Origin of the sequence: Pseudothauera rhizosphaerae (assembly GCF_004801305.1) — a bacterium.
GTDB classification, from domain to species: domain Bacteria; phylum Pseudomonadota; class Gammaproteobacteria; order Burkholderiales; family Rhodocyclaceae; genus Pseudothauera; species Pseudothauera rhizosphaerae.
The window spans coordinates 66,930-92,577 of record NZ_SSOD01000015.1; the positions used below are offsets into that span (position 1 = coordinate 66,930).

A 25,648-nucleotide genomic window follows, 5' to 3' on the forward strand; every position below is an offset into this window, starting at 1 on the left:
CGATGCTCCGGGCCGGCTTACTTGAGGCTGATGGTGGTATTCACCGGCGCCACCACGTCGTCGTCGAACCAGCGCGCGGTGATGGTCTTGGTCTGGGTGTAGAACAGGATCACCTGTTTGCCGTAGGGGCCCAGATCGCCGAGCTTGGACGCGCGCGAGCCGGTGAAGGAGAACAGCGGCACCGGCACCGGGATGGGCACGTTGATGCCGACCTGGCCGACGTCGATCTCTTCCTGGAACTTGCGCGCGGCCGCGCCGGACTGGGTGAATACGCCGGTGCCGTTGCCGTTGGGATTGGCGTTGATCAGCGCGATGGCCTCGTCCAGCGACTCGACCGCCATCGTGCACAGCACCGGGCCGAAGATTTCCTCGTCGTAGATGCGCATGCCGGGCTTGACGCCGGAGAACAGCGTGGGCGCGACGAAGTTGCCGTCGGCATAGCCGGGCACGCGCGGGTTGCGGCCGTCCAGTTCCAGCGTGGCGCCCTGTTCGACGCCGGAGGCTATCAATTCGAGGATGCGCGCCCTGGCCGCGCGCGAGATCACCGGGCCGAGGTCGGCGCCCGGCTCGTGGCCGGCATTCACCTTGAGCGCGCGGGCACGCTCGACCAGTTCCGGCAGCCATTGCGCCGATTCGCCGACGAACACCACCACCGACGAGGCCATGCAGCGCTGGCCGGCGGCGCCGAAGCCCGCGCCGGCCAGCGCATTGAGGGTCTGTTCCTTGTGCGCGTCCGGCAGCACGACGACGTGGTTCTTCGCCCCCATCATGCACTGGGCGCGCTTGCCGGCCAGCGTGGCGCGGTTGTAGACGTGGGTGCCGACGCGGGTCGAGCCGACGAAGGACACTGCCTTGATGTCCGGGTGGTCGCAGAGGCCGTTCACCACCTCCGCCGCGCCGTGCACCACGTTGAGCACGCCGGGCGGAATGCCGGCCTCCAGCGCCAGTTCCACCAGCCGCATGGTGGACAGCGGGTCCTGCTCCGAGGGTTTGAGCACGAAGGTGTTGCCGCAGGCGATGGCCATCGGGAACATCCACAGCGGGATCATCGCCGGGAAGTTGAAGGGCGTGATGCCGGCGCACACGCCGATCGGCTGCAGCATGGTGTAGGTGTCGACGCCGGTGGCCACATTGTTGGCCAGCCCGCCCAGTTGCAGCGTGCCGATGTTGGCGGCGTGCTCCACCACCTCCAGGCCGCGGAACACGTCGCCCTCGGCGTCCGGCAGGGTCTTGCCCTGTTCGGCGGTGAGGATCGCCGCCACCTCCTTCATGTGTTCGCGGATCAGTTGCTGGTACTTCAGGAAGATGCGCGCACGGGCGCCGATGGGCGTCCTGCGCCAGCTCGCGAAAGCCTTCTTCGCCGCCGCCACCGCGGCGTTCAGTTCGTCGGCGGTGGCCATCGGCACCCGCGCCAGCACCTGCTGGGTGGCGGGATTGACCACGTCGCGCCATTCGGTGGTGCGCGATTCGACGAATTCGCCGCCGATCAGCAGCTTGACGGTGGGAATGCTCGGGTTGGGCGCTTGGCTCACGGGGTGTCTCCTCGGTCGGTTTTCTGCGGGGCATGCGGGACTTTCCGGCACGCTCGGAGCCATCATATTTACAGCCGTCCGGATCATCAATAAGCTATTGATGTAAAAGAGAAATATTGTAAATAAATTCGCAACCCGGAGCGTGATTCCGCGAATGTTGTGAACCAGGAGGAGACTTTCTTGAACCGCAAGCTCTTCATCGGCGCGCGCCTGCGCCGCCTGCGCGAACAGGCCAGGCTCAACCAGGCGGCGATGGCTGCGCGGCTGGGCATCTCACTCAGCTACGTGTGCCAGTTGGAGAACAACCAGCGCCCGGTCAGCGCCACCGTGCTGCTGAAGCTGGTCGAAGTGTTCGACTGCGACGTCGGCGAGTTCTCGGAAGACCAGGGCAAGCGCCTGCTCGGCGAACTGCAGGCGCTGTTCCGCGACCGCTCGCTGGTCGGCGAGGACGCCACGCAGGCCCAGCTCCTGCGCATGGTGGAACAGGTGCCCGAACTGGCGGCCGCCTTCGTCGGCCTCGCCCAGCGCCACCTGCGGCTGCAGGACGAGTATGCGCAGATGGTCGACCGCTTCTACGGCGAGCAACTGCCCACACCGCTGGCGCCGCTGCCGCACGAGGAAGTGCGCGACTTCTTCAATCGCCGCAACAACCACATCGACACGCTGGACGCACTCGCCGAAGCACTGGCGCAGGAACTCGCACTACAGCCCGGCGAGCGCGCCGCGAGGCTGCGCGACCTGCTGCGGCAGCGCCATCGCATCGAAGTGACGGCACTGGACGCGGCGGCCGGCGTGCTGCGCCGCTTCGACGCCCGCCGCCGGCGGCTGCAGGTGGCCGCCGGGCTGACCGACGCGCAGCAGTCCTTCCAGCTCGCCACCCAGCTCGCGCTCGTCGCCCACCACGACGCCATCGACGCGGAGATCGACACCGCGGGCATCGTCGATGCGCAAAGCCGCGCACTCGCGCGCCAGGGCCTGGCGCACTACTTCGCCGGCGCGCTGCTGCTGCCCTACGGCGACTTCCTCGCCGCGGCGCGGGCCGTGCGCTACGACCTCGAAGCCCTGCAGCGGCGCTTCGCGGTGGGCTTCGAAACCGTCTGCCACCGGCTGTCGACGCTGCAGCGGAGCGGCGCGCGGGGCGTGCCCTTCTACCTCGTGCGTGTCGACCAGGCCGGCAACATCTCCAAGCGCCAGAGCGCCACCGCCTTCCACTTCGCCCGCCACGGCGGCGCCTGCCCGCTGTGGCATGTGCACGACGCCTTCACCCGCCCCGGCGAAATCCTCGCCCAGGTCGCGGAAATGCCGGACGGCTCGCGCTTCTTCGGCATCGCACGCACCATCGGCCGCGGCGGCGGCGCCTATCTGGCGCCGCGCAAGCTGTTCGCCATCGGCCTGGGCTGCGAACTGTCCCACGCCCGGCACCTCGTCTATGCCGACGGCTTCGACCTCGCCTCACCGCGCAACGTGGTGCCGATCGGCCCCGGCTGCCGCGTGTGCCCGCGCACCGGCTGCGTGCAGCGCGCCTTCCCGCCCGCCGGCCGCCCGCTGGAGGCGGGCGTGGACGTCGAATCGCTGGTGTCTTACCGCTTCGAGAACGAAGCGGATGAACTCGCCTATGCGTCCCGGGGGAATTCGGCGGACGGACTGAAATGATCCCTTCTTGAGAGAGGTCAAATCAATATCTAGTGCATTGAATGGATAATCTCGCCATATTTAGTAGCCCATGAGGTGAGTGACATGCACACCCCGCCCCAGCCCGGCATCGCCACCCAGCCCCGCGAGGCGATCAAGCGCGACGGCCGCCGCGCCCCCTTCGACGCCGCCAAGATCCGCTCCGCACTGCGCCGTGCAGGTAGAGCCACCGGCGAATACGGCGACGACGAGGCGGCCCGCCTCACCGACCGCGTGCTGCGCGTGCTGGCCCACCGCTTCGGCCGGCACTCTGTCGCCATCGAGCAGATCCAGGACCTGGTCGAGGAAACCCTGATCGCCGACGGCTTTCTCGCCACCGCGCGCGCCTACATCGTCTACCGCGAGCAGCACGCCGCGCTGCGCGGCGAGCGCAGCGTGCAGGTGGACGTGGAAGCCTCGGTCAACGAATACCTCAGCCGCGCCGACTGGCGGGTCAATGCCAACGCCAACCAGGGCTATTCGCTGGGCGGACTGATCCTCAACGTGGCCGGCAAGGTCACCGCCAACTACTGGCTGTCCCACGTCTATCCGCCCGAGGTGGGCGCGGCGCACCGGGAGGGCGACCTCCACATCCACGACCTGGACATGCTGTCCGGCTACTGCGCGGGCTGGTCCCTGCGCACCCTGCTGCACGAGGGACTGAACGGCGTGCCGGGCAAGGTCGAGGCCGGGCCGCCCAAGCACATGTCCAGCGCAGTGGGGCAGATCGTGAACTTCCTCGGCACCATGCAGAACGAATGGGCGGGGGCGCAGGCGTTCTCGTCCTTCGATACCTACATGGCGCCCTTCGTGCGCAAGGACGGCATGCGCTACGAGGAAGTCCGCCAGCACATCCAGGAACTGATCTACAACCTCAACGTGCCCTCGCGCTGGGGCACGCAGACGCCCTTCACCAACCTCACCTTCGACTGGACCTGCCCGGACGACCTGAAGGAGCAGATCCCCATCATCGCCGGCGAGGAAATGCCCTTCGCCTACGGCGAGCTGCAGGCCGAGATGGACATGATCAACCGCGCCTACATCGAGGTCATGTCCGCGGGCGACGCCAGGGGCCGGGTGTTCACCTTCCCCATCCCCACCTACAACATCACTCCGGACTTCCCGTGGGAGTCGGACAACGCCGCGCGCCTGTTCGACATGACGGCGAAGTACGGCCTGCCCTACTTCCAGAACTTCGTCAATTCCGAGCTGCAGCCCAACATGGTGCGTTCCATGTGCTGCCGTCTGCAGCTCGACCTGCGCGAACTGCTCAAACGCGGCAACGGCCTGTTCGGCAGCGCCGAACAGACCGGCAGCCTGGGCGTGGTGACGATCAACTGCGCGCGCCTGGGGCACCTCTTCCGCGGCGACGAGGCCGGACTGTTCGCCCGCCTCGACCGCCTGCTGGAAATCGGCCGCGACAGCCTGGAGATCAAGCGCAAGCTGATCCAGCGCCTGATGGACCAGGGCCTGTTCCCCTACACCAAGCGCTACCTGGGCACGCTGCGCAATCACTTCTCCACGCTGGGCGTGAACGGCATCAACGAACTGATCCGCAACTTCAGCGCCGGCGCCGAGGACATCACCACCGAACGGGGCCACGCCTTCGCCCTGCGCCTGCTCGACCACGTGCGCGGGCGCATCACCGCCTTCCAGGAGGAGACCGGCCACCTGTACAACCTGGAAGCCACGCCGGCCGAGGGCACCACCTACCGCTTCGCCCGCGAGGACCGCAAGCGCTGGCCGGACATCCTGCAGGCCGGCACCGCCGAACAGCCCTACTACACCAACTCCTCGCAACTGCCGGCCGGCTTCACCGACGACCCCTTCGAGGCCCTCGCACGCCAGGAAACCCTGCAGGCCAAGTACACCGGCGGCACCGTGCTGCACCTCTACATGGGCGAACGCCTGTCCAGCGGCGAGGCGTGCAAGCGCTTGGTGCGCCGCGCGCTGGAAAACTTCCGCCTGCCCTACATCACCGTGACGCCCACCTTCTCCATCTGCCCGGTGCACGGCTACCTGGCCGGCGAGCACGCCTTCTGCCCGAAGTGCGACGAGGAACGCCTGGCCGCCAAGCGGGCGCGGCTGGCGGCCTGATCAACGATGCTCCATTACCTGCACGGTTTTCTCCCTCCCCCCTCGCGGGGGAGGGCCGGGGAGAGGGGGCGCCCCGCAGGGGCGTGAAGCGGGCCGTGCCATTGTGAAACCCCACCCCAGCCCCGTACGCCCCCTCTCCCCAACCCCTCTCCCGCGAGGGGAGAGGGGCTCCCGATTTGCCCCTTCCAACCACAAGGAATCCATCATGAACCTGCACACCGCCACCGAAACCCGCCACCTCGCCGACCCCGTCACCCTCAGCGACGACGAGCGCCAGCCCTGCGAGGTATGGACCCGCGTCATGGGCTACCACCGCCCGGTCGCCAGCTTCAACACCGGCAAGAAGGGCGAGCACGCCGAACGGCGCTTCTTCGCCGAGCACCGCTGCGGCCTCGGCGGCTGATCTCCGCTGCGGCATGGACGCTCTGCGCGTGGGCGGCCTGACGCCGCTCACCACCATCGACTTTCCCGGCCGGCTGGCCGCGGTGGTGTTCTGCCAGGGCTGCCCGTGGCGCTGCGGCTACTGTCACAACCCGCACCTGATCCCGGCCGGCGCGCCGCCCGCGCTGCGCTGGGACGAGGTGCTCGCCTTCCTCGGCCGCCGCCGCGGCCTGCTCGACGGCGTGGTGTTCTCCGGCGGCGAGCCGACCCTGCAGGCGGCGCTGCCGGAGGCCCTGCGCGAGGTGCGCGCGCAGGGCTTCGAGACCGCGCTGCACACCGCCGGCATGTACCCGGAACGCCTGGCCGCGGTGCTGCCGCTGCTCGACTGGGTAGGGCTGGACGTCAAGGCCCCGGCCGAACACTACGACGCCGTCACCGGCACGCCCGGCAGCGGCGAACGGATGGCGCAATCCCTCGACCTGCTGCTCGCCAGCGGCGTCGATCACGAATGCCGCACCACCTGGCACCCGGGGCTGTTCGGCGAGGACGAACTCGACCGCCTGGATGCCGGACTGAAGCAGCGCGGCGTGCGGCGCTGGCAAGTGCAGGACTGCCGCCTGGATTCGATACGGTCAGGTTAGGCCCGGATAGCCCCTCTCCCCTCGCGGGAGAGGGGTTGGGGAGAGGGGGAGCGGTGCCAGACTGCCACGAAACCTTCTTGCGCCCTTGCAGAGCGCCCCTCTCCCCGGCCCTCTCCCGCAAGGGGAGAGGGAGAAAAGCGGTGCCTGGATGGCCGTCAACAGGAAAACGGCAAGGCATCGTGCCAGCGCAGCATGCCGCTGGCGAAGTCGTAGTCGGCGATGCGCGCGAGCGGCCCGCCGATGTCCGCGGCGGCGTAGCCGAACAGGCCGATGCCACCGACGCGCAGGCGCAGTGCAGCGCCGGGCGCGAAGCTCGCCAGGCGCGGGCGCACGGCCTCGGCCGGCCAGGCGTCGGCGTACAGACCGACGGTGACGTGCGGCGTGTAGCGCCCGTCCGGCCGGTTGAGGTCGCCGGCGGCCAGGCAGGCGCGCAGCGCGGCGATCCGCCCGTCCGTGTCGTTCACCGTGAGGTAGGGGGCGGACGCGAAGCTGTCCAGCGCGCCGATGCCGATCTCGAAGGGCGCCGGACGCGCGGCGCGCAGTGCCGCCAGTTGGGCTTCCAGCGCCGCGGCGCCGAAATCGTCCGCATGCCGCGGTTCTGCACTGGGAAAGCCGCACAGGCTCAGCGTGACGTGGGGCTGGCGGCGGTAGCCGTCGAGCAGCAATCCGTCCAGATGCGCCTGCGCTGCGTGCATCCGCTGTTGCAGCGCCGGTACGTCCACATCCAGCGCCCACAGCGCGTAGCGCGGCCGGCCCCGATGCCATTCGGCGAAGTCGCGCCGCACGTTGCGGACGCAGCGGCTGCCGGGCGGGAGGTCGGGATGGGTGCTCATGGCGCGCGATGATAGCCGGCAGCCGCAGGTTTTTCCGAACCACGGACTATCGCACTGGCGTGACACCCGGAAATTCCGCCGCCGGGTGCCCATGTATAATCCGCCCCGTTACAGGTGCCGCCACGGGGTTCTCCCTGGCGGTTAAACGGGAAAGCGGTGCGTCTCGCCCACGGGACAATTCCGCTGCTGCCCCCGCAACGGTAAGCGAGTGCGGGCGCGCCACGATGCCACTGGGTTCATCCCGGGAAGGCGGCGCGTCAAGACTTGCGAGCCCGGAGACCGGCCTGCGACGACACGCGGAAGTGCCACGGGGTGGTGGCGCTGGCTGTTGCAGCCTGCCGATTCCCCTGCGCATTTCTTCATCAATGCACACCGGCATGCGGGGACGCCTGCCGAAAAGGGGAAGACGATGCATCCACGCCTGAAGCCGCTGGGGGCCCTGCTGCCGCTGCTGTTCTCCACCAATCTGCACGCCGAGGCGACCGCCGATCCGGTGGTCGTCACCGCGACGCGCCAGGAAGCGCGCGTATCCGAAGTCCTTGCCGACGTGACGGTCATCGAGCGCGAGGAGATCGAGCGCAATGCGGCCGGCACCATCGTAGACCTGCTGGCGCGGCAGTCCGGCATCCAGATCGCCACCAACGGCGGGCCGGGCACGACGGCCAGTCTCTACGTGCGCGGCGCCCGCCCCGACCAGACCAAGGTGCTGGTGGACGGCCTGCCGATCAACTCGCTGGACCTCACGGGTTCGCCGCTGCGCTATCTGCCGCTCGCCGACGTCGAACGCATCGAGATCCTGCGTGGCCCGGCCTCCACGCTGTACGGCGCCGACGCGGTCGGTGGCGTCATCCAGATCTTCACGCGCCGGGGCACGCCGGGCCTGAAAGCCGACGGGTTCATCGGCTACGGCACCCAGGACAGCTTCCAGGCCAATGCGGGCATTTCCGGCGGCGACGAACACTGGCGCTTCCGCCTCGAAGGCAGCCACGCGAAGTCCGACAGCATTTCCGCCCAGAAGCACGCCACCAGCCAGGACGCCGACGACGACGCCTACCGCAACAGCGGCGGCGCCGCCTCGCTGTCCTTCCTCCCCGCCCGCGGCCATGAACTGGGCCTCATCTACCGCCAGAACGAGGGCCGTACCCATTACGACAGCGGCAACGTGCCGGCGAACGGCACCTTCGACGCCTACGTGGATTTCCGCAGCAAGCAGTGGCAGCTCTTCTCCAGCAACCGGTTCACCGACAACTGGACCAGCAAGCTGCAGTACGGCCAGACCACCGACTGGCAGAAGAACTATGCGTCTTGGGCGCCGGACGGCAGCTACCTGGAGACGGAAAACCGCCTGCTGAGCTGGCAGAACGACATCGCCCTGCCTCTCGGCAGGGCCTTGCTGGGCGCCGAGCGTCTCGAACAGGAGGCCGCCCCGCGGGACAGCTTCGTCGGCGACGACGAGGCCACCAACGATTCCGTGTTCGCCGGATGGACGGGCAGCCTGGATTCGCACCGGTGGCAGTTGAGCGCGCGCCATGACGACCATTCCCAGTTCGGCGACAAGAGCACCTATGCCGTCGCCTACGGCTACCAGTTCACGCCCCAATGGCGCGTGCATGCCAGCTACGGCACGTCCTTCAAGGCCCCCTCGCTCTACCAGCTCTACGACCAGTGGTCCGGCAACGCGGAGCTGAAACCGGAGGAAGGCAAGAACCGCGAGGCGGCACTCATCTGGGAGAGCGGCAACCAGTCCGCCTCGGTGACCTGGTACCTCAACCGGGTCGAGAACATGATCGACTGGTCCTTCTCCACTTACACCTACCAGAACGTGTCCAGGGCAAGGCTCGAAGGCGTCACCCTCGCCTACGCCGGCCAGTTCGGCGACTGGGGCCTGAACGCCGCCTACGACTGGCTGGATGCGACCGACGAGGACACGGACCTGCGCCTGGGCCGCCGCGCCCGCCACAAGGCGGTCGTGGGCGTCACGAAGAGCTGGGGGCCGCTGGCAACCGGCGTCGAATGGGTCGGAGCCAGCAGCCGCTACGACACCAACGCGGAAACCGGGCGTCTGGGCGGATACGGCCTGGTCAACCTGACTGCGCGCTACGCCGTCAGCAAGGCCCTGGCCGTGGAAGGCCGCATCAACAACCTGTTCGACAAGGACTACGAACTGGCGCAGGGCTACAACACCCTCGGCTTCAATGCCTTCGTCGGTGTCCGCTACACGCCGCGGTAAGGTGTTCGGCCGGCACCGCCGCGCGTGGCGGTGCCGGTGCGCATCGGGCGAGGCCATGCGGCGCTCCTTCTCCTGCCTGCTGCTGGGCGCCTCCCTGTGCCTGTCCTCCCCGGCCGGCGCCATGCCGGCGCAGCGCATCGTCTCCCTGGACCTGTGCACCGACTGGATGCTGGCCCGCTACGCGGACCCCGCCCGGGTCGCAGCCCTTTCCCCCATGCACCGCCGGTTCCCGGTGGCCTGGCTGGACGCCGGCTGGCCGGCGCACGACGGCAGCCTGGAACGCATTCTCGAACTGCGGCCCGACCTGGTGATCACCGGCGAATACAACGCGCTGCAACTGCGCGGCCGGCTGCAGACGCTGGGCGTGCGCGTCGAGATCCTGCCGCTGCCGACGACCCTCGCGGCGGTCGGCGAGTACGAACGGCGCCTGCTCGCCCTGGTCGGCCGCTCCGATACGCCGCCCAGCGCCGCGCCACCGCCGAAGCCCGGCCCGCATCCCCCGAAGCGCCTGCTGCTGCTCGGCGCCAACGGCATCGGCACCGGACGCGGCACCTTCGAGGACGGCATCCTGGAGCGTGCCGGCTGGACCAACTACCTGCGCGACGAAGGCTATGTCCGCCTCGACCTGGAACGGATCGCGACCGACCCGCCGGACGCCGTGCTGTGGGCCGCGCCGGCCAGCCAGGCGCTGGCCAACCGCTTCGCGGAACACCCCGTCCTGCGCCGCACGGTCCCGCCGGAACGCTGGCTCGCCACCGACTACTGGCGCTGGCAGTGCCCCGGCCCGTGGACCTGGGAACTCGTCGGGCAGTTGAACCGATGGCTCGACTGACGCTGCCGCTGCTCCTCGCCGCCGTCTGCGGCGTGGCCTTTCTTTCGCTCGCCAGCGGATCGACAGCGGTCGCCGTCCTGGCCGGGCTGCGGGACTGGCTGCTCGGCATCAACAGCGCGGCGGCGATGGTGATCGGCGAAATCCGCCTGCCGCGCACCTTGTTGTCGCTCGCCGTCGGCGCCGCGCTCGGGCTCTCCGGTGCGGCGCTGCAGGGCCTGCTGAGGAATCCGCTGGCCGATCCCGGCCTCACCGGTGCCAGCCAGGGGGCCGCCCTGGGCGCCGCGGTGGTGTTCTATTTCGGCCTCTTCCCCGCGGCCGGCGAGGCGGCGCCCGCGCTGGCCGGCCTGCTCGGGGCCGGCGCGGCGCTGCTGCTGATGCTCACGCTGGCCGGTTCGGCCCGGCCATCGCTGGTGATCCTGGCCGGGCTGGCGATTTCCACGCTGGCCGGCGCGGCGCTGGCCACGGTGCTGAATTTCGCCCCCAATCCCTTCGCCATGCAGGAGCTGGTGTTCTGGCTGCTCGGCTCGGTCTCCGACCGCGGCCTGGACCATCTGGCCTTCCTGCTGCCGGCGCTGGCGCTCGGCGGCCTGCTGGTCTGGCGCCAGCGCCGCCTGCTGGCGGCCTTGAGCCTGGGCGAGGAGGTCGCCCGGAGCATGGGCTTCACCCTCACCCGCGGCAGCCGCCTGGTGGTGCTCGGCACGGCGCTGCTGGTCGGCTCCTCGGTGGCGATCGCCGGCAGCATCGGTTTCGTCGGCCTGCTGGTGCCCCACCTCGTCCGCCCGCTGGTGGACCATCGCCCCGACCGCCTGCTGCTGCCCTCGGCCGCGGCCGGCGCCGCGCTGGTCTGCCTGGCCGACGTGTGCGTGCGCCTGCTGCCGCCCGGACGGGAAATCAAGCTCGGCGTGCTGACCTCGCTCCTCGGCGCGCCGCTGTTCATCTGGCTGGTGTGGAAGGATCGCCGGCGATGGCTCTGATCGACGTCCGCGGCCTCGACCTGCCGCCGCGCCTGGCCGGAGTCTCCTTTTCGCTCGAAGCCGGCGAAATGCTCGGCGTGATCGGCCCCAACGGCTCGGGCAAATCGACCCTGCTGCATTGCCTGGCCGGCCTGCTGCCCTGCCGGGGCGGGATCGATTTCGACGGCCGGCCGGCGGATGCCCTGCCGCCCCGGCAGCGGGCGCGCAGCATCGGCCTGCTGCCGCAGACCTGCGACAGCGCCTGGTCGCTGAGCGTGGAGGACGTCGTCGCCCTGGGCCGGCTGCCGTGGGACGACCGGGACGAAGGAGCGATGCGCCTCGCCATGCAGCAGACCGGCGTCGAAGCGTTCCGGCACAGGAAGGTCGACCACCTGTCCGGCGGCGAACGGGCCCGCGTGTGGCTGGCCCGGGTGCTCGCCGGCCGGCCCCGGCTGCTGCTCGCCGACGAGCCCATCGCCAGCCTCGACCTCTATCACCAGCGCAGCGTCATGGAAACCCTGCGGCGCTACGCCGATGCGGGCAACGGCGTCGTCATCGCCATCCACGATTTCAGCCTGGCCGCGCGCTACTGCGACCGGCTCTGCCTGATGCACGGCGGCCGGCTCGACGCCTTCGGCACGCCGGCCGAAGTGCTGACCGAAAACCGCCTGACGCGGGTCTTCCGGGTTCCGGTCCATGTGGACCTGGCGGCCCGCCCGCCGGTGATCACCACCCAATGAAGGAGCGCGACCCATGAAACCCGGACGCAATCGGGACGAACTCTGCTATCCGTTCATCTACGAGACCTCCTGCCTGTGCGATTTCGAGGTCGCCACCGACGAGCTGTGCGGCCACATCGGCGCGGTCTTCTCGCTGCTGCCGGAGGGCATGGGAGACATCGCCGCCGATCTCGACCGCCTGCAGCCGCTGGCCTTTCACGTCAACGGTTCGCTGCGCGGCCGCCTGGCCGTCGAGGAATCCGACATCGCCTGGCTGCGGCAGCGACTGCTCCATTACCGGGCCGAGGTGCGCGACCGGATCGGCGGCTTCGTGCTGCCCCGCGGACAGCAGCCGGTGCCCCACCTGCATCTGGCCCGCTCGGCCGCCAAGAAGGCGATCCGCCTCATGGTGCGGATCGAGCAGGAAGGCCGGGAGATTCCCATGGTGCTGCCGCGGCTGTGCAACCTGATGTGCAATTTCTTCTTCGTGCTGACCCTGGTCATCAACCGGCGGCGCGGCCTGGACGAAACGCTCTTCGCCAGCAAGAGCTACGGCTGAACGGCCTGTGCAGGGGCAAGGGCATGGCCGGCCAGCCGCCGGCGCGCGGCGGCGTAGTCGCGCCATGCCCCTTCGGCCCGTGCCGCATCCTGCCGGCCCAGCGCGGCGGACAGGGCGGACGTACTGCGGACGAACAGCTCCGCTTCGCCGCGGCTGTAGGCGGGACCGAGGGCAAGCCGGAGTTTCTCGCGCAGGCGGGTGATGGCTTCGGCCGCATAGCGGTTGCCGGCCGTTTCGAACGGGTCCGTGCAGCCCGCCGGCCCGGCCGCGGCCAGACCGTCCCGCGCGGCCGCGCGCACGGCGTGGCCTTCGAGCAGGTCCAGCACGTCGAACAGTGCGGCCACGTCGGCGGAAGAAAATTCGGCCACGCAGCAGCCCCGGCGCGGTTCGATGAGCACCAGCCCCTGCTGGGCAAGCACTTTCAGCGCCTCCCGCACCGGCGTGCGGCTGACGCCGTAGCCGTGCGCCAGCGCGGCTTCGTCGAGCGCCGCGCCGGGCGGCAGTTCGTGGGCGAGGATGCGTTCGCGCAGCGAATCCGCGATGGCTTCGTAGAGCGCCCGCGGGCGCAGCAGATCGTCGTTCATGCGTGTGCTCCCTTGTCCTTGGCGGCCACTCCCTCTCCCCTTGCGGGAGAGGGCTGGGGAGAGGGGGACGCCCCGCAGGGGCGTAAGACCGATGGTGTCAGCCCGGTGATGCAGCCTGCCGGCTGCCCCCCTCTCCCCCGGCCCCTCTCCCGCGAGGGGAGAGGGGAGGCTTCTTGCTCAGCCGTAGCGCTTTTCCAGCGCGTCCCACTCGGGTTTGCCGACCAGGCGCTGGCGCTCGGCGAAGGGTGCGACGATGGCCGGCTCCTCGGTGAGCTGGCGGGTGTTGTGCAGCACGCCGAGCGCCTTCTGCATGCCGGCCACCGCGCCCTGCAGCGCGGCGTTGGCGTAGAGCACGATGCCGTAGCCCAGCTCGCCCAGTTCGGTGGCGTTGAAGATGGGCGTCTTGCCGCCGATGACCATGTTCATCAGTTGCGGCCGCGGCAGGCGCTTGGGCAGCGCGCGGATTTCGTCGGCGGTGGTCACCGCCTCGACGAAGAGGATGTCGGCCCCGGCATCGGCGAAGCGCGTGGCGCGTTCCACGGCGGCTTCGAAGCCGTGCACGGCGGCGGCGTCGGTGCGCGCCATGATGAGCAGGTTCTCGTCCTGGCGGGCATCGGCGGCGGCCTTGATCTTGGCCACGGCCTCCTCGGTGCCGATCACGTCCTTGCCGCTGAAGTGGCCGCAGCGCTTGGGCGCGACCTGGTCCTCGAGCTGGATGCAGTCGGCGCCGGCACGCTCCAGCGTGCGCACCGTGTGATAGACGTTGAGGGCGTTGCCGAAGCCGGTGTCGGCATCCACGATCAGCGGCAGGGACACCGCGTCGCGGATGCGCGCGGTATGGTCGGCGATCTCGGCCAGCCCCATGAAGCCCTGGTCCGGCAGGCCGAACCACATGTTGGTGACGCCGGCGCCGGTGACGTAGATGGCCTCGAAGCCGAGGTCTTCCACGACCCTGGCCGACAGGGCGTTGAACGCGCCCGGCACGATGACGCCGCGGCGGGCTTCGGCGAGCGCCTTGAGGGTCTTGCGGGTGGACATGCTCGTTCCTTTTTTCTCGAAGGGGAATCAGAAAGCGTCGCCGGGCACGCGCACCCGGCCTTCCATCAGCACGCGGGCGCTGCGGCTCATGATGGCCTTGGTGACGGTCCAGTTCTTGTCGACCAGCCGTGCCTCGGCGCCGACGCGCAGGGTGCCCGACGGGTGGCCGAAACGGACGGCCTTGCGCTCGCCGCCGCCGGCCGCGAGATTGACCAGCGTGCCGGGGATGGCCGCAGCCGTGCCGATGGCCACTGCCGCGGTGCCCATCATGGCGTGGTGCAGCTTGCCCATGGACAGGGCGCGCACCAGCAGGTCGACGTCGGCGGCACGGACGGCCCTGCCGCTGGAGGCGGTGTATTCCGCCGGCGGCGCGACGAAGGCCACCTTGGGCGTGTGCTGGCGGCCGGCGGCCTCGGCCACGTCGCGGATCAGGCCCATGCGCACGGCCCCGAAGGCGCGGATGGCCTCGAAGCGGTCCAGCGCGGCAGCGTCGCCGTTGATGGCGTCCTGCAGTTCTGTGCCGGTGTAGCCGATGTCCGCCGCGTTGATGAAGATGGTCGGGATGCCGGCGTTGATCAGCGTGGCCTTCAGCGTGCCCACGCCCGGCACTTCCAGGTCGTCCACCAGCCTGCCGGTGGGGAACATCGCACCGCTGCCCTCCCCTTCGCCTTCGTCGGCGGGGTCGAGGAATTCGAGCTGGATTTCCGCGGACGGGAAGGTCACGCCATCCAGTTCGAAGTCGCCTGTCTCCTGCATCGCGCCATCGGTGACGGGTACGTGGGCGACGATGGTCTTGCCGATGTTGGCCTGCCAGATGCGCACCGTGGCGATGCCGTCGCGGGGAACTCGCGCTGCGTCCACCAGGCCGTTGGCAATGGCGAAGGGCCCCACCGCGGCGGACAGGTTGCCGCAGTTGCCGGACCAGTCCACGAAGGGCCGGTCGATGGAGACCTGGCCGAACAGGTAATCCACGTCGTGGTCCGGCCGTTCGCTTTTCGACAGGATCACCGTCTTGCTGGTGCTCGACGTGGCTCCGCCCATGCCGTCGATCTGCTTGCCGTAGGGGTCCGGGCTGCCGATCACGCGCAGCAGCAGGCGGTCGCGCGCCGCGCCGGGCACCTGCGCGGCCGGGGGCAGGTCCTGCAGGCGGAAGAACACGCCCTTGCTGGTGCCGCCGCGCATGTAGGTGGCGGGGATCTTGAGTTGTAGGCTGTGGGTCATTTGCAAGTTGTCCTCATGTACGGGCGCCCCCCTCTCCCCCGGCCCCTCTCCCGCGAGGGGAGAGGGGTGATGGGGTAGCGGCGCTATTGCGTTCCGTGCTTGTCACCCGCCAAGTCATCGGCAATGCGCTTTCCATTGCCCCGATCGGGCTCCCCTCTCCCCTCGCGGGAGAGGGGCCGGGGGAGAGGGGGCCGTTCCCCCGCCACCGCCGCCCAGATGGCGCTCAACACATCGTCCGTCCGCAGCAGCACATCGTCGTTCCAGAAACGCATCACCCGGAATCCCTGCCCCCTGAGCCACTCATCCCGCTGCCGGTCGTGCGTACTGCCGTTGTGCTGACCGCCGTCGGCCTCGACGATCAACCGCACGCCGAAATGCACGAAATCCACCACGTAGGGACCGATCGGCTGCTGCCGGCGGAACTTCTGTCCATCCAGACGGCGGGCGCGGAGATGGCGCCACAGCAGGCGTTCGGCGTCGGTCATGTCTTGCCGGAGTTTCTTGGCGAACTGCCGTTGTTCCATGGGCGCCCCCTCTCCCCAACCCCTCTCCTGCGAGGGGAGAGGGGCTGGTTGAACAGGCAAATAGCATATCAGCAAGAACACTCCCCTCTCCCCTCGCGGGGCGGAGGCGGAAAAGCGAAGCACCGCTTCGCCCGCCGGAGCGCCCTGTGGCTGGCAGGCCACAGGGCCGGAGCGCGGAGCGGGGGCCGGGGGAGAGGGGAAAAGACCTCCGAACATCATCAAGACGCCTCAGCCGTCCCTTCCAGAAAATCCTTGGCGAAGCGCTGCAGCACCCCTCCAGCCTCGTAGATGGACACTTCCTCGTCGGAATCGAGGCGGCTGGTGACCGGCACCCGGACGGTCTCGCCGTTCCTGCGGTGGATCACCAGCGTCAGGTCCGCGCGCGGCGCGCGCTCGCCGACCACGTCATAGACTTCCGTGCCGTCGAGGCCGAGGGTGTTGCGGTCGGTGCCGGGTTTGAACTCCAGTGGCAGCACGCCCATGCCGATCAGGTTGGTACGGTGGATGCGCTCGAAGCCTTCGGCGACGATGGCTTCCACCCCGGCCAGGCGCACGCCTTTGGCGGCCCAGTCGCGGCTGGAGCCCTGGCCGTAGTCGGCGCCGGCGACGATGATCAGCGGCTGGCGGCGGTTCATGTAGGTTTCGATGGCTTCCCACATGCGCATCACGCTGCCCTCCGGCTCGACGCGGGCGAGCGAACCCTGGCGTACGCTGCCATCCGCGTTCCTCACCATCTCGTTGAACAGCTTGGGATTGGCGAAGGTGGCGCGCTGGGCGGTGAGGTGGTCGCCGCGGTGGGTGGCGTAGGAATTGAAGTCCTCTTCCGGCAGGCCCATCTTCGCCAGGTATTCGCCGGCGGCGCTGTCGGGCAGGATGGCGTTGGAGGGCGACAGATGGTCGGTGGTGATGTTGTCCGGCAGCAGCGCCAGCGGACGCATGCCGCGCAGCGTGCGTTCGCCGGCGAGCGCGCCTTCCCAGTACGGGGGACGGCGGATGTAAGTGGATTGCGGGCGCCAGTCGTAGAGCGGCGACGCAGCGCGTTCGGCGGCGCGTTTCTCGAACATCGGCACATAGACCTGGTTGAACTGGGCCGGCTTGACGGCCTGCGCCAGGACGGCGTCGATCTCCTCGTCCGACGGCCAGATGTCCTTCAGCCGGACACCCTGGCCGGCGCTGATGGTGAACCAGTCCTGCTCGATGTCGAAGCGGATGGTGCCCGCGATGGCGTAGGCCACCACCAGCGGCGGGCTGGCGAGGAACGCCTGTTTGGCATAGGGGTGGATGCGGCCGTCGAAGTTGCGGTTGCCCGACAGCACGGCGGTAGTGTAGAGGTCGCGGTCGACGATCTCCTGCTGGATCTTCGGATCGAGCGCGCCGCTCATGCCGTTACAGGTGGTGCAGGCGAAGGCGACGATGCCGAAGCCCAGCGCCTCCAGGTCTTCCAGCAGGCCGGCTTCCTTCAGATACAGCTCGACCACCTTGGAGCCGGGCGCCAGCGAGGTCTTCACCCACGGCTTGCGCTTCAGGCCCAGCTTGCGCGCCTTGCGCGCCAGCAGGCCGGCGGCGATCACGTTGCGCGGGTTGGAGGTGTTGGTGCAACTGGTGATGGCGGCGATGATCACCGCGCCGTCCGGCATCAGGCCGGCGGCTTCCTGCTCGCGCGCTTCCCGCAGATTGCCGGCGATGCCGCGCTCGGCAAGCTGGGAGGTGGGCAGGCGGCGGTGCGGGTTGCTGGGGCCGGCCAGGTTGCGCACGACGGTGGATAGGTCGAACCTCAGCACGCGCTCGTACTGCGCGGTTTCCAGCGCGTCGGCCCAGAAGCCGGCGGTCTTCGCATAGGTTTCGACCAGCCTCACCTGCTCGGCGCTGCGGCCGGTGAGCTTCAGGTAATCGATGGTCTGCCGGTCGATGTAGAACAGCGCGGCGGTGGCGCCGTATTCCGGGCACATGTTGGAGATGGTCGCGCGGTCGCCGATGGTGAGCGCGGCGGCGCCTTCGCCGTAGAACTCCAGGCAGGCGCCGACGACTTTCTCGCGGCGCAGGAACTCGGTCAGCGCCAGCACCACGTCGGTGGCGGTGATGCCGGGCTGCGGCCGGCCGGAGAGTTCCACGCCGACGATGTCGGGCAGGCGCATCATCGACGCGCGGCCGAGCATCACGTTCTCGGCTTCCAGCCCGCCGACGCCGACCGCGATCACGCCCAGCGCATCCACGTGCGGGGTGTGGCTGTCGGTGCCGACGCAGGTGTCCGGGAAGGCGACCTTTCCGTGCTTATCGTCCTGCACCTGGATCACCGGCGACATTTTCTCCAGATTGATCTGGTGCATGATGCCGTTGCCCGCCGGGATCACGTCCACGTTGTCGAAGGCGGTCCGGGTCCAGTCGATGAAGTGGAAGCGGTCCTCGTTGCGGCGGTCCTCGATGGCGCGGTTCTTGGCGAAGGCGTCGGGATCGTAGCCGCCGCATTCCACCGCCAGCGAGTGGTCGACGATGAGCTGCACCGGCACCACCGGGTTCACCGCGGCCGGGTCGCCACCCTGGTCGGCGATGGCGTCGCGCAGGCCGGCGAGATCGACCAGCGCGGTCTGGCCGAGGATGTCGTGGCACACCACGCGGGCGGGGAACCACGGGAAGTCGCGTTCGCGCTTGCGGTCGATCAGTTGCAGCAGACAGGCGTCGATGATCGCCGGGTCGGCTTTGCGCACGATGTTCTCGGCATGCACGCGGGCGGTGTAGGGCAGCGTGGCCCAGGCGCCGGGACGGAGGGCTTCGACCGCGGCGCGGGCATCGAAGTAGTCCAGCGACGTGCCGGATAGGGATTTGCGATAGCGTGTATTCATGGCGCGTGGTTTGTCCTGGCTCCCTCTCCCCTTGCGGGGCGGAGGCGGAAAAGCGAAGCACTGCTTCGCCCGCTGGAGCGCTCTGTGGCCGGCAGGCCACAGAGCCGGGGCGCGGAGCGGGGCTGGGGAGAGGGGGCACTGCGCTGGATACTTGCGGCGCCCTCCCCCTCTCCCCCGGCCCCTCTCCCGCGAGGGGAGAGGGGAGAGAAATCAGTGGCGCTCTTCGATCGGCACGAAGGCCAGATCGTCCGGCCCGACGTAGTTGGCGCTCGGGCGGATGATCTTGTTGTCGATGCGCTGCTCGATGATGTGCGCCGCCCAGCCGCTGGTGCGCGCGATCACGAAGAGCGGCGTGAACATGGCCGTCGGCACGCCCATCATGTGGTAGCTCACCGCGCTGAACCAGTCGAGGTTGGGGAACATCCTCTTCACCTCCCACATGACCTTTTCCAGGCGCTCGGCGATGTCGAACATCTTGGTCGAACCGGCCGCCTCCGAAAGCTGCCGCGCCACGCGCTTGATGACCTCGTTGCGCGGGTCGGACACGGTATAGACCGGGTGGCCGAAGCCGATCACCACCTCCTTGCTCTCGACGCGGCGGCGGATGTCGGCTTCCGCATCAATCGGGTTGTCGTAGCGCTTCTGGATCTCGAAGGCCACCTCGTTGGCGCCGCCGTGCTTCGGGCCGCGCAGCGCGCCGATCGCGCCGGTGACCGCCGAATACACGTCCGAGCCGGTGCCGGCGATGACGCGACCGGTGAAGGTCGAGGCGTTGAATTCGTGCTCAGCGTACAGGATCAGCGAGGTGTGCATGGCCCGCTCCCACAGCGCGGACGGCTTCTCGCCATGCAGCAGGTGCAGGAAGTGCGCGCCGATGGAGTCGTCGTCCGTCTCGACCTCGATGCGCTGGCCCTTGGTGGACCAGTGATACCAATACAGCAGCATGGACCCGAGGGAAGCCATCAGGCGGTCGGCGATGTCGCGCGCGCCGGGGAGGTTGTGGTCGTCCTTCTCCGGCAGCACACAGCCGAGCGCCGACACGCCGGTCCGCATCACGTCCATGGGGTGGGCCGAGGCCGGCAGGCGCTCCAGGGCTTCCTTGACGCTGGCCGGCAGGCCGCGCATGGACTTCAGCCTGGCCTTGTAGGCACGCAGTTCGGCCTTGTTGGGCAGCTTGCCATGCACCAGCAGATGGGCCACTTCCTCGAATTCGCAGCGTTCGGCGATGTCGAGGATGTCGTAGCCGCGGTAGTGCAGGTCGTTGCCGGTCTTGCCGACGGTGCACAGGGCGGTGTTGCCGGCGGTGACGCCGGACAGGGCGACGGATTTCTTCGGCTTGAAGGCGGTTTCGGCTGGTGTGTTCATGGGGCGCTCCAAGGGAAACAGGGCAGGAAGGGTTTGCATTCGCTTGCGTTTGTTCGCAATATACGCAGCAGAAAAAATTCGTAAATCACTGAATTAGTTGTGATTTGCGAACAACTCAGCGCAAATTTGCGAATATTGCGAATCACCCTCCCGATGGAACGGCAATGAAAAAGGTCTTCACCGGCGTGCGCGTGCGCCGCCTGCGCGAGGAACGCGGCCTCACCCAGGCCGCCCTCGCGCGCCTGCTGGAAATCTCCCCCAGCTATCTCAACCAGATCGAACAGAACCAGCGCCCGCTCACCGTGCCGGTGCTGCTGCGCATCAGTTCGGTCCTGGGCGTGGACGTGCAGCGCTTCTCGGACGACGACGAAGGCCGCCTGGTGGCCGAGCTGCGGGACGTGCTCGGTGACGCCGGGCTGACCACGGCCACCGGCGAGGCCGTGTCCCTGGCGGAGATCCGCGAACTCGCCGGCCAGATGCCGGCGGTCGCGCGCGCCCTGCTGACCATCGACCGGCGCCGGCGCGAGGCCGAGGACCGGCTCGCCGCCTACGCCGCCCTGCTCGGCGAGGAGCGCGGCGCGCCCCTGCCGGCCGCGCCCATGCCCTATGAGGAAGTGCGCGACTTCTTCTACGCACGGCACAACCACATCGCCAGCCTGGATGCCCTCGCCGAGCGCTGCTTCGACGACTGGGCGCTGGAAGCCGGCCCCATGGACCACGGCCTGGCCGACCGGCTCGCCGCCGTGCACGGCATCACCGTCGCCGGGCCGGCCTGCGCGGCCGCCGAGGCGGAGTTCGCGCCCCTGCGGGAATTCGACGGGCCGCGCCGCATCCTGCATCTTTCGCCCCTGCTCGATGCCGGCCAGCGGGCCTTCCAGATGGCCACCCAGCTCGCCTTCCTGGAGGCCCACGAAGACATCGAGCGGCTGGTGGCGGAAGGCGCCTTCCTGGGCGACGAAGCGCGCGTGCTGGCCCGCATCGGCCTGGCCAACTACTTCGCCGGCGCCCTGATCCTGCCCTACGGGCGCTTCCTCGCCGCCGCCGAGGCCCTGGCCTACGACATCGACCGCCTCGGCCGCCGCTTCGGCGTGGGCTTCGAGACCGTCTGCCACCGCCTGTCCACCCTGCAGCGGCCGCAGGCGCCCGGCGTGCCCTTCATCTTCGTGCGGGTGGACCGGGCCGGCAACATCTCCAAGCGCCAGTCGGCCACGGATTTCCACTTCTCGCGCGGAGGCGGCACCTGTCCCCTGTGGAATGTGTACGAGGCCTTCGCCCAGCCCGGCCGCATCCTGACCCAGCTCGCGGCCATGCCGGACGGACGCACCTATCTGTGGATCGCCCGCACCGTGGTCCACCGCCGCGGCGGCTGGGGCAGCCCGGCCAAGACCTTCGCCGTGGGCCTGGGCTGCGACCTGCGCCACGCGCCGCGCCTGGTGTATTCCCGCGGCCTGCCCCTGGACGACCCCGACGCGCGCACGCCCATCGGCGCCGGCTGCAAGGTGTGCGAGCGCCCGGCCTGCCCGCAGCGCGCGTTTCCGCCGGTGGGCACGCGGCTGGCCGCCGACCCGGACCACAGCCGCTTCGAGCCCTATGCGGTGGGGGTCGCCCCCGCTGGCGCAGGGTGAGCCCGGCGGCAGGCGATCAGTCCTCGCCCTCCTGCCCGTCCCGGCCCGGCAGCACCGCCTCCTGGCGCAAGCGGGCCTTGAAGGCCTTCATGACCGGGCGGGAGATCATGGTCTCGGCCAGCACCCGCTGTTCATACACCGCCTCCCGCAGGGCCTCCGACGGCTCGGTGCGGGCGCGGGCGACGATGTCGTGGAAGTCCGCGCCCAGGCGCAGGCCGTGGCGCCCCTTCAAGGCGTCGTACAGGGCCACCATGATGGGCTTCTCCAGCTCGGCCATGCGGCACTTGCCGTCCAGGATCTTGAGCATGACCGCCGTGACGCAGTCGATCTCGGCGGGGTAGAGGCTGGCATCGCGCACCCAGTCCCGCGGCTCGCGCAGCACCGCCGCACTCATGCGGCCTCCGCGGCCGGGCGGCTGCCGTCCATGCCGCGGAACATGGCGCAGCGGTCGAACACCGCCGCGTCGGGTTCCACCTGCTTGTGGGCACAGTACTTGGCCACCAGCTTGGCGAGCCCCTTGATGTCCCGCCCGGTGGCGTCGGGAAAGCGCCGCGCCAGTTCGGCGTGTTGTTCGCCGTCCAGCGCCAGGCCGAACTGCTCGGCCATGACCGCCCAGATGCGCCGGCGCTCCTCCTCGGAGGGCGCGGCGTAGCGGATCATGGCGATGCAGCGGGAGATGATGGCCTCGTCGATGTCGTCCAGGCGGTTGGTGGTCAGGAACAGCAGGCCGTTGAAGTATTCCAGCACGCGCAGGAACACGCCCACCACGGCGTTGGTGGCGATGTGGTCGTCGCGGCGGCGGATGTAGACGTCGGCCTCGTCGATCAGCATCACCGCGCCCCAGCGCTGGGCGCGGATCAGCGCCTCCCGCAGGGTCTTCTCCATGGCCGCCACGTCCAGCCCGAGCTGGCCGGAATGCACGCGGTAGAGCGGGCGCTGGATGATCTCCGCATAGACCTCGGCGGTCAGCGTCTTGCCCACGCCGGCCGGGCCGGTACACAGCACCGTGGTGCCGCCGGACTTGCCGGCGACGATGTCGTCCATCAGCACGTCCATCTCGGCGGTGAGGATGTCGATGAGGTCCACGTGCTCGGCCGGCAGCACCAGCTTGTCCTTCAATTCCGGCTGGTAGCGGTAGGGCTGCAGGTGGTCCACGTGCACCCACAGGTGGTGGTGCAGTTCCAGGTGGAACATGAGGATGTAGCCGTGCAGCGGCACCTGGGTGAAGAGCGAAGGCGGCAGGGTTTCGGCCAGGTGCTGCAGGCGCCGTTCCACCTCCGGCGTGAACATGGAATTGCGGTCGGCGCGCTTGAGCAGTTGCGCCAGCACCTGGCCGGCGATCTCCAGCGTCGTCTCCCGCTCCTGCAGCACCGCCTCGTCATTGACCAGGCGCGCGGGCTGGCCGCTGGCGGAGAGCACCACCACGTTCTTGCGCGCATGGTCCGTGTTGCGGTGGGTGGAGGTCGGGTCCTCGGCGAGGATGCCCAGCCCGTTGCCGGAGAACTGGGCCGAATACTCGCCGCGCCAGGCGTGGTAGCGCTGCAGCGCATCCTCGTAGGCAGCGAGCAGGGCCGGCGTTTCGGCCACGTAGCCCTTGGCGGCGAAGATCCGGGCGATGGAGCCATCGGCCAGGTCGCGCTCGCCGATGAAGACATTGGTGTGCACCACCTTGCCGCAACTGTTGGCCTTGAGGTCCAGCACCATGCGGGCACGCTCCTCGCTGGCGGGCGGCGTGTAGTCGATGCGCGAGACCACGTAGGGCTTGAGCGTGCCGCCCTCGTCCACGCGGAACAGCCAGCCGCGCTCGCCGCGGGCCAGCCAGGCCACCAGCGCCGGGATCATGCGCTCCATGTCGGTCTCGCCGAAGCGCTCGCCGTCCGGATCGAACACCGGCGCCAGCGCCTCGAACACCGCCACGCGCGCCTCGGCGCCGGGCCGGCCGCGGTAGAGGCCGAGCAGCGCGTCGAACTGCTCGGCGTCCAGCATCTCCAGCGGCACGTCCACGCGGCTGGCGATGCGGAGTTGCTCGCAATGGCCTTCCCAGGCCGGAAAGCGCCGGCGCATCGCCTCCGCCGGTTCCCGTTCGATGCGTAGTTTCACCCCTGTCCCCTGATGCGTTCGTCCGGGGCAGGCGTTGCAAGCCGCGTACCATGCCGAAAACGGCGCAACGACGGGAGTTCGGCGGTGCCGGCCATGTCGGATTCGCCACAATGCGACGCCGTGGAGTACGTCGCCGTCCACACATTTCGTGCCCGATGGAAGCACGCGCCGAATCTATGATGACAGGACAGCTTCCCGCCGCCACGGACCCGCCATGCCCATGCACCTGCTGCTCGCCATGCTGCGCAACCCCGCCACCACGGGCGCGCTGCTGCCTTCGTCGAGAGCGCTGGCGACGGCCATGGCCCGGGCAGCCGAGGGGGCGGATACGGTCATCGAACTGGGCGCCGGCACCGGCTCGGTGACCGGCGCCCTGCTGGGCATGCTGCCCGGCGTGCCGCTGATCTGTGTCGAATGGCAGCCGGCGCTGGCGGCCCGCCTCCGGCACCGCTATCCGCAGGCCGACGTGCGCCACGCGAGCGCCAAGCAGGTCGTGGATGAACTGGGGGACCTGCCCGGCCGGGTCGTGGTCGTCTCCAGCCTGCCCTTCCGCTCCCTGCCGGTGCCGGTCGCCAGCGAAACCGCCCACAGCCTGTGCCGCTTCCTCACCCGCGGCCGGGAACGCAAGCTGGTGCAATTCACCTACCAGCCCCGGGAGCCCTTCCCCGCCCCGCGCCAGTTGTGCTGGCGGCGCACCTCGGTAGTATGGCGCAACGCGCCGCCGGCGGGCATCTGGGAACTGCGGCTGGGGGGGCCGAATTAGCTCTGCATCGTCCCTATGGTCTGGCGCAGGCGGTGGTGCGCCAGCGCGAAGAACACCGTGCCGATCACCGCCACCATGGCCAGTTGCGGCCAGATCAGCGCCAGTCCGGCGCCGCGGAACAGCACCGCCTGGGCGAGCGCCACGTAATGGGTGGTGGGGAGCAGGGACATCAACGCCTGGATGATCCCCGGCATGCTCTCGAAGGGCGTCATGGCGCCGGACAGGATCTGCAGCGGCAGCAGTACCAGGATGGCCATCAGGCCGAACTGGGGCATGCTGCGCGCCACCGTGCCCATGAAGATGCCGATGGACGAGGCGGCGAACAGGTACAGGAAGGTGCACAGCCCGAACAGCACCGCCGAGCCGGCCACCTGGGCGCCGATGATGCCCTTGACCACGACCTGCAGCGAGAAGGACGAGGCCAGCAGCACCACTACGCCCATGGACCACACCTTGGAGAGCATGATCTCCAGCGGCGTGACCGGCATCACCAGCAGGTGCTCGATGGTGCCGTGCTCCCGCTCGCGGATCAGCGCGGCGCCGGTGAGCAGGATGCCCAGCATGGTGACGTTGTTGATGATGGCGGTGACCGCGGAGAACCAGGCGTTGCTCAGGTTGGGATTGAACAGCGTGCGCTGCACCAGTTCCACGGGCGGCACGGCGGCGGGCCGGCTGCGCTGGGCGAAGGCGCGGATTTCCTCGCCGACGATGCTCTGGATGTAGCCCGCCCCGGTCTGGGCCTGGCTCTGGCGGGTGGCGTCCACGTTGAGCTGCAGCGCGGGCGCGCGCCCGGCCAGCACGTCGCGCTGGAAGCCGGGCGGGATGTCGAGCACGAAGGTGTGCCGCCCGGCATCCATGCCCCGGTCCATGTCGTCGAGGCTGACCATCTCCGGCGTGATGAACTGGGGCGGATGCAGGGCCGCGATGATGCGCGAGGACAGTTGCGAGCCGTCCTCGTCCACCACCGCGATGGAGGCGCGGTGCAGGGTTTCCGGGCGGGCGCGGGCGTCGGCGTAGATGGAGGCCGAGAACATGAACACGATGATGAACATCAAGGCCATGTCGCCCGCCAGGCTGCTGAACTCCTTCAGCCCCAGGTGCCAAGTGTTGCGCAGCAGGTCGCGGGCGCCGTTGCTCATG

Annotated in this window: 22 protein-coding genes and 1 riboswitch; of the genes, 11 read left to right on the plus strand and 11 right to left on the minus strand. The window is 69.4% G+C overall.

Going from position 1 to position 25,648, the window contains the following annotated elements; all coding sequences use genetic code 11:
* Nucleotides 1-17: 17 nt before the first annotated feature.
* Entirely contained in the window at nucleotides 18-1,532 is a 1,515-nt protein-coding gene (locus tag E6O51_RS16780; protein WP_136386157.1) for a CoA-acylating methylmalonate-semialdehyde dehydrogenase, read from the minus strand.
* Nucleotides 1,533-1,712: 180 nt separating this feature from the next.
* On the opposite strand from E6O51_RS16780, the gene E6O51_RS16785 reads away from it, so the two are divergent.
* From E6O51_RS16785 to E6O51_RS16800, 4 genes are all read left to right on the plus strand, one after another.
* Nucleotides 1,713-3,185 carry a helix-turn-helix domain-containing protein gene (locus tag E6O51_RS16785; RefSeq protein WP_136386158.1) on the plus strand — a complete coding sequence of 491 codons (1,473 nt, stop codon included), beginning with the start codon at nucleotides 1,713-1,715 and terminating at the stop codon, nucleotides 3,183-3,185.
* An 84-nt stretch (nucleotides 3,186-3,269) separates the two neighbouring features.
* Nucleotides 3,270-5,300, plus strand: a complete 2,031-nt coding sequence (locus tag E6O51_RS16790; RefSeq protein WP_136386159.1) for a ribonucleoside triphosphate reductase — start codon at nucleotides 3,270-3,272, stop codon at nucleotides 5,298-5,300.
* A gap of 205 nt (nucleotides 5,301-5,505) precedes the next feature.
* Nucleotides 5,506-5,703 (plus strand): anaerobic ribonucleoside-triphosphate reductase, encoded by a 198-nt coding sequence (gene nrdD / locus E6O51_RS16795; RefSeq protein WP_136386160.1) that lies wholly within the window; start codon nucleotides 5,506-5,508, stop codon nucleotides 5,701-5,703.
* Between the two features lie 13 nt (nucleotides 5,704-5,716).
* Nucleotides 5,717-6,322, plus strand: coding sequence for an anaerobic ribonucleoside-triphosphate reductase activating protein (locus tag E6O51_RS16800; protein ID WP_136386161.1), 606 nt, complete (start codon nucleotides 5,717-5,719; stop codon nucleotides 6,320-6,322).
* Between the two features lie 155 nt (nucleotides 6,323-6,477).
* Here the strand turns inward: E6O51_RS16800 and E6O51_RS16805 are convergent, their stop codons facing one another.
* Nucleotides 6,478-7,155 carry a 2'-5' RNA ligase family protein gene (locus E6O51_RS16805; RefSeq protein ID WP_168735306.1) on the minus strand — a complete coding sequence of 226 codons (678 nt, stop codon included), beginning with the start codon at nucleotides 7,153-7,155 and terminating at the stop codon, nucleotides 6,478-6,480.
* 95 nt (nucleotides 7,156-7,250) lie between these two features.
* Nucleotides 7,251-7,457, plus strand: a riboswitch (cobalamin riboswitch).
* 107 nt (nucleotides 7,458-7,564) lie between these two features.
* Here E6O51_RS16805 and E6O51_RS16810 point away from each other — a divergent pair.
* Genes E6O51_RS16810 through E6O51_RS16830 form a run of 5 tightly spaced genes read left to right on the plus strand, consistent with a single transcriptional unit; the run spans nucleotide 7,565 to nucleotide 12,448 of the window.
* Nucleotides 7,565-9,385 (plus strand): TonB-dependent receptor domain-containing protein, encoded by a 1,821-nt coding sequence (locus E6O51_RS16810; protein WP_136386163.1) that lies wholly within the window; start codon nucleotides 7,565-7,567, stop codon nucleotides 9,383-9,385.
* Between the two features lie 55 nt (nucleotides 9,386-9,440).
* Complete coding sequence (locus E6O51_RS16815; RefSeq protein ID WP_136386164.1) at nucleotides 9,441-10,217, plus strand: ABC transporter substrate-binding protein; 777 nt, start codon at nucleotides 9,441-9,443, stop codon at nucleotides 10,215-10,217.
* Nucleotides 10,205-11,191 (plus strand): FecCD family ABC transporter permease, encoded by a 987-nt coding sequence (locus tag E6O51_RS16820; RefSeq protein ID WP_136386165.1) that lies wholly within the window; start codon nucleotides 10,205-10,207, stop codon nucleotides 11,189-11,191. Before E6O51_RS16815 ends, E6O51_RS16820 begins: the two co-directional genes overlap by 13 nt.
* Nucleotides 11,182-11,910, plus strand: coding sequence for an ABC transporter ATP-binding protein (locus E6O51_RS16825; RefSeq protein ID WP_136386166.1), 729 nt, complete (start codon nucleotides 11,182-11,184; stop codon nucleotides 11,908-11,910). The genes E6O51_RS16820 and E6O51_RS16825 overlap by 10 nt, the downstream gene beginning before the upstream one ends.
* 13 nt (nucleotides 11,911-11,923) lie before the next feature.
* Nucleotides 11,924-12,448, plus strand: coding sequence for an ATP--cob(I)alamin adenosyltransferase (locus tag E6O51_RS16830; protein WP_136386167.1), 525 nt, complete (start codon nucleotides 11,924-11,926; stop codon nucleotides 12,446-12,448).
* Here the strand turns inward: E6O51_RS16830 and E6O51_RS16835 are convergent.
* The 6 genes from E6O51_RS16835 to prpC all read right to left on the minus strand — a co-directional run bounded on the left by E6O51_RS16835 (nucleotide 12,439) and on the right by prpC (nucleotide 20,020).
* A complete protein-coding gene (locus E6O51_RS16835) occupies nucleotides 12,439-13,032 on the minus strand; it encodes a GntR family transcriptional regulator (protein ID WP_136386168.1) in 594 nt (197 codons plus the stop codon). The two genes, E6O51_RS16830 and E6O51_RS16835, sit on opposite strands and share 10 nt — an antisense overlap.
* Before the next feature lie 177 nt (nucleotides 13,033-13,209).
* Nucleotides 13,210-14,070, minus strand: a complete 861-nt coding sequence (locus E6O51_RS16840) for an isocitrate lyase/PEP mutase family protein (RefSeq protein WP_136386169.1) — start codon at nucleotides 14,068-14,070, stop codon at nucleotides 13,210-13,212.
* Nucleotides 14,071-14,097: 27 nt separating this feature from the next.
* On the minus strand, nucleotides 14,098-15,291 hold the full coding sequence (gene prpF / locus E6O51_RS16845) for a 2-methylaconitate cis-trans isomerase PrpF (RefSeq protein ID WP_136386170.1): 1,194 nt from the start codon (nucleotides 15,289-15,291) through the stop codon (nucleotides 14,098-14,100).
* Nucleotides 15,292-15,374: 83 nt separating this feature from the next.
* Nucleotides 15,375-15,815, minus strand: a complete 441-nt coding sequence (locus tag E6O51_RS16850; protein WP_136386171.1) for an endonuclease domain-containing protein — start codon at nucleotides 15,813-15,815, stop codon at nucleotides 15,375-15,377.
* 218 nt (nucleotides 15,816-16,033) lie between these two features.
* Entirely contained in the window at nucleotides 16,034-18,655 is a 2,622-nt protein-coding gene (gene acnD, locus E6O51_RS16855; protein ID WP_136386172.1) for a Fe/S-dependent 2-methylisocitrate dehydratase AcnD, read from the minus strand.
* Between the two features lie 210 nt (nucleotides 18,656-18,865).
* Entirely contained in the window at nucleotides 18,866-20,020 is a 1,155-nt protein-coding gene (gene prpC / locus E6O51_RS16860) for a bifunctional 2-methylcitrate synthase/citrate synthase (protein WP_136386173.1), read from the minus strand.
* A 164-nt stretch (nucleotides 20,021-20,184) separates the two neighbouring features.
* On the opposite strand from prpC, the gene E6O51_RS16865 reads away from it, so the two are divergent.
* Nucleotides 20,185-21,645 (plus strand): short-chain fatty acyl-CoA regulator family protein, encoded by a 1,461-nt coding sequence (locus E6O51_RS16865; protein WP_136386174.1) that lies wholly within the window; start codon nucleotides 20,185-20,187, stop codon nucleotides 21,643-21,645.
* Nucleotides 21,646-21,661: 16 nt separating this feature from the next.
* Here the strand turns inward: E6O51_RS16865 and E6O51_RS16870 are convergent, their stop codons facing one another.
* A complete protein-coding gene (locus E6O51_RS16870; protein ID WP_136386175.1) occupies nucleotides 21,662-22,039 on the minus strand; it encodes a hypothetical protein in 378 nt (125 codons plus the stop codon).
* Nucleotides 22,036-23,745 carry an AAA family ATPase gene (locus tag E6O51_RS16875; protein WP_136386176.1) on the minus strand — a complete coding sequence of 570 codons (1,710 nt, stop codon included), beginning with the start codon at nucleotides 23,743-23,745 and terminating at the stop codon, nucleotides 22,036-22,038. The genes E6O51_RS16870 and E6O51_RS16875 overlap by 4 nt, the downstream gene beginning before the upstream one ends.
* Nucleotides 23,746-23,959: 214 nt before the next feature.
* On the opposite strand from E6O51_RS16875, the gene E6O51_RS16880 reads away from it, so the two are divergent.
* Nucleotides 23,960-24,508: a class I SAM-dependent methyltransferase gene (locus E6O51_RS16880; protein WP_136386177.1), complete on the plus strand. Its 549-nt coding sequence runs from the start codon at nucleotides 23,960-23,962 to the stop codon at nucleotides 24,506-24,508.
* Here the strand turns inward: E6O51_RS16880 and E6O51_RS16885 are convergent.
* A complete protein-coding gene (locus E6O51_RS16885; protein ID WP_136386178.1) occupies nucleotides 24,505-25,647 on the minus strand; it encodes an ABC transporter permease in 1,143 nt (380 codons plus the stop codon). The two genes, E6O51_RS16880 and E6O51_RS16885, sit on opposite strands and share 4 nt — an antisense overlap.
* Between the last annotated feature and the right edge of the window lies 1 nt (nucleotide 25,648).